2 protein-coding genes are annotated in these 2403 nt (G+C 52.8%); both read right to left on the bottom strand.

What is annotated here, in order from left to right:
* Positions 1–150: 150 nt before the first annotated feature.
* Positions 151–1785 carry a chaperonin GroEL gene (groL, locus tag KEM39_RS11095; protein ID WP_211710046.1) on the bottom strand — a complete coding sequence of 545 codons (1635 nt, stop codon included), beginning with the start codon at positions 1783–1785 and terminating at the stop codon, positions 151–153.
* A 92-nt stretch (positions 1786–1877) separates the two neighbouring features.
* Entirely contained in the window at positions 1878–2168 is a 291-nt protein-coding gene (locus tag KEM39_RS11090; RefSeq protein ID WP_002214868.1) for a co-chaperone GroES, read from the bottom strand.
* Between the last annotated feature and the right edge of the window lie 235 nt (positions 2169–2403).

Below are 2403 nucleotides of genomic sequence, written 5' to 3'. Positions count from 1 at the left end.
TCTCTTTGAGCTAAGGCGAGGCAACGCCGTACTGGTTTAAAGTTAATCCACTATAATTTTAAGGTTTGCGCCTTAGCCGCACTTATTCGCAAAAAAACCGCACGGCGTTGACCGTGCGGCTTGTTGTCTGAAGGCTTCAGACGGCATTTCTTACATCATGCCGCCCATACCGCCCATACCGCCCATATCAGGCATAGCCGGTTTTTCTTCAGGGATTTCGGCAATCATGCAGTCTGTGGTCAGCATCAGACCGGCGATAGACGCGGCGTGTTGCAGCGCAGAACGGGTTACTTTGGCAGGATCGAGTACGCCCATTTCAATCATATCGCCGTATTCGCCGCTGCCAGCGTTGTAACCGTAGTTGCCTTTGCCTTCCAACACTTTGTTCACGACTACGCTGGGTTCGCCGCCTGCGTTGGCAACGATTTGGCGCAGCGGAGACTCAACGGCGCGCAATACGATTTGTACGCCTGCGTCTTGGTCGGCATTGCCGGTGTGCAGGTTTTCCAAAGCGGCACGGGCGCGCAACAGGGCTACGCCGCCGCCGGCAACCACGCCTTCTTCAACGGCTGCGCGGGTAGCGTGCAGCGCGTCTTCCACGCGGTCTTTTTTCTCTTTCATTTCCACTTCGGTCGCCGCGCCGACTTTGATTACTGCCACGCCGCCTGCCAATTTGGCCACGCGCTCTTGCAGTTTTTCTTTGTCGTATTCGCTGGTTGCGGTTTCGATTTGTTGGCGGATTTCGGCAACACGCGCTTCGATTTGGGCTGCGTCGCCGAAGCCGTCGATGATGGTGGTGTTTTCTTTACCGATTTCGATGCGTTTGGCTTGACCCAAGTCGTCCAAAGTCGCTTTTTCCAGAGACAGGCCGACTTCTTCGGAAATCACCACGCCGCCGGTCAGGATGGCGATGTCTTGCAACATGGCTTTGCGGCGGTCGCCGAAGCCGGGGGCTTTAACGGCAACGGTTTTCAGGATGCCGCGGATGTTGTTCACGACCAAAGTTGCCAAGGCTTCGCCTTCTACGTCTTCAGCGATAATCAACAGCGGACGGCTGGCTTTCGCCACTTGTTCCAAAACAGGCAACAAGTCGCGGATGTTGCTGATTTTTTTGTCGAACAACAATACAAACGGATTGTCCAAAGCAGCGATTTGTTTTTCAGCGTCGTTGATGAAGTAAGGAGACAGGTAGCCGCGGTCGAATTGCATACCTTCAACCACATCCAGCTCGTTTTCCAAAGATTTGCCGTCTTCAACGGTAATCACGCCTTCTTTACCGACTTTTTCCATCGCTTCGGCGATAATCGCGCCGACTTGTTCGTCAGAGTTAGCGGAAATAGAGCCGACTTGGGCGATTTCTTTAGAAGTGTCGCAAGGTTTGGCGATGTTTTTCAGCTCGTCAACCAAAGCGGCGACGGCTTTGTCGATACCGCGTTTCAGGTCGGTCGGATTCATACCTGCGGTAACGTATTTCATGCCTTCGGCAACGATGGATTGCGCCAATACGGTGGCGGTAGTCGTACCGTCGCCCGCCACGTCGTTGGTTTTGGACGCGACTTCTTTCACCATTTGCGCACCCATATTTTCAAACTTGTCTTTCAGTTCGATTTCTTTGGCGACGGTTACGCCGTCTTTGGTGATGTGCGGGCCGCCGAAAGCGCGGTCAACCACCACGTTGCGGCCTTTGGGACCCAGGGTTACGCGCACGGCGTTTGCCAGAATGTTCACGCCGTTTACCATTTTTTGGCGGACTTCATTGCCGAACTGTACGTCTTTTGCTGCCATTTCAATTCTCCAAAAATCATTAAAACTGTCTGATAAAACCGTTTATGCCGTCTGAAGGCGGTTTGCCGTTTCAGACGGCATCGTGTCCGTATTTATTTTTCAACGATGCCGAAAATATCTTCTTCGCGCATTACCAACAGCTCTTCGCCGTCGGCTTTTACGGTTTGGCCGCTGTATTTGCCGAAGATGATTTTGTCGCCGACTTTGACATCCAGCGGACGGCGCGCGCCGTCTTTACCGATTTTGCCCGCACCCACGGCGATGACTTCGCCCATATCGGGTTTTTCGGCGGCCGCACCCGGCAAAACGATGCCCGATGCGGTTTTTTCTTCAGCTTCCAAGCGTTTGACGACAACGCGGTCGTGTAAAGGACGGATGGTCATATTTATGCTCCGATAAATGGTTTGAAAACAATCATCTGCCCGAACGGTTCGGACAGATTGAAGTGGAAACCGGACAGCCGTCAGGCGGCTGCCCGTATAAGTCGGCAAAATTAGGGTGTGTGCGGGTAAATTCAAGTGAGGCGGAAAAAATTTATAGTGGATTAACAAAAACCGGTACGTCGTTGCCTCGCCTTAGCTCAAAGAGAACGATTCTCTAAGGTGCTGAAGCACCAAG

This window comes from Neisseria sp. Marseille-Q1983, assembly GCF_018224585.1.
Classification (GTDB): Bacteria; Pseudomonadota; Gammaproteobacteria; order Burkholderiales; family Neisseriaceae; genus Neisseria; species Neisseria polysaccharea.
Note: the sequence above shows the minus strand (reverse complement) of the source record. Positions and strands in the feature narration are given on the sequence as shown.

Excerpts from the sequence above, each read along its gene's own strand:
- groL (WP_211710046.1), bottom strand. The coding sequence starts at position 1,785 with ATGGCAGCAAAAGACGTACAGTTCGGCAATGAAGTCCGCCAAAAAATG.
- KEM39_RS11090 (WP_002214868.1), bottom strand. The coding sequence starts at position 2,168 with ATGACCATCCGTCCTTTACACGACCGCGTTGTCGTCAAACGCTTGGAA.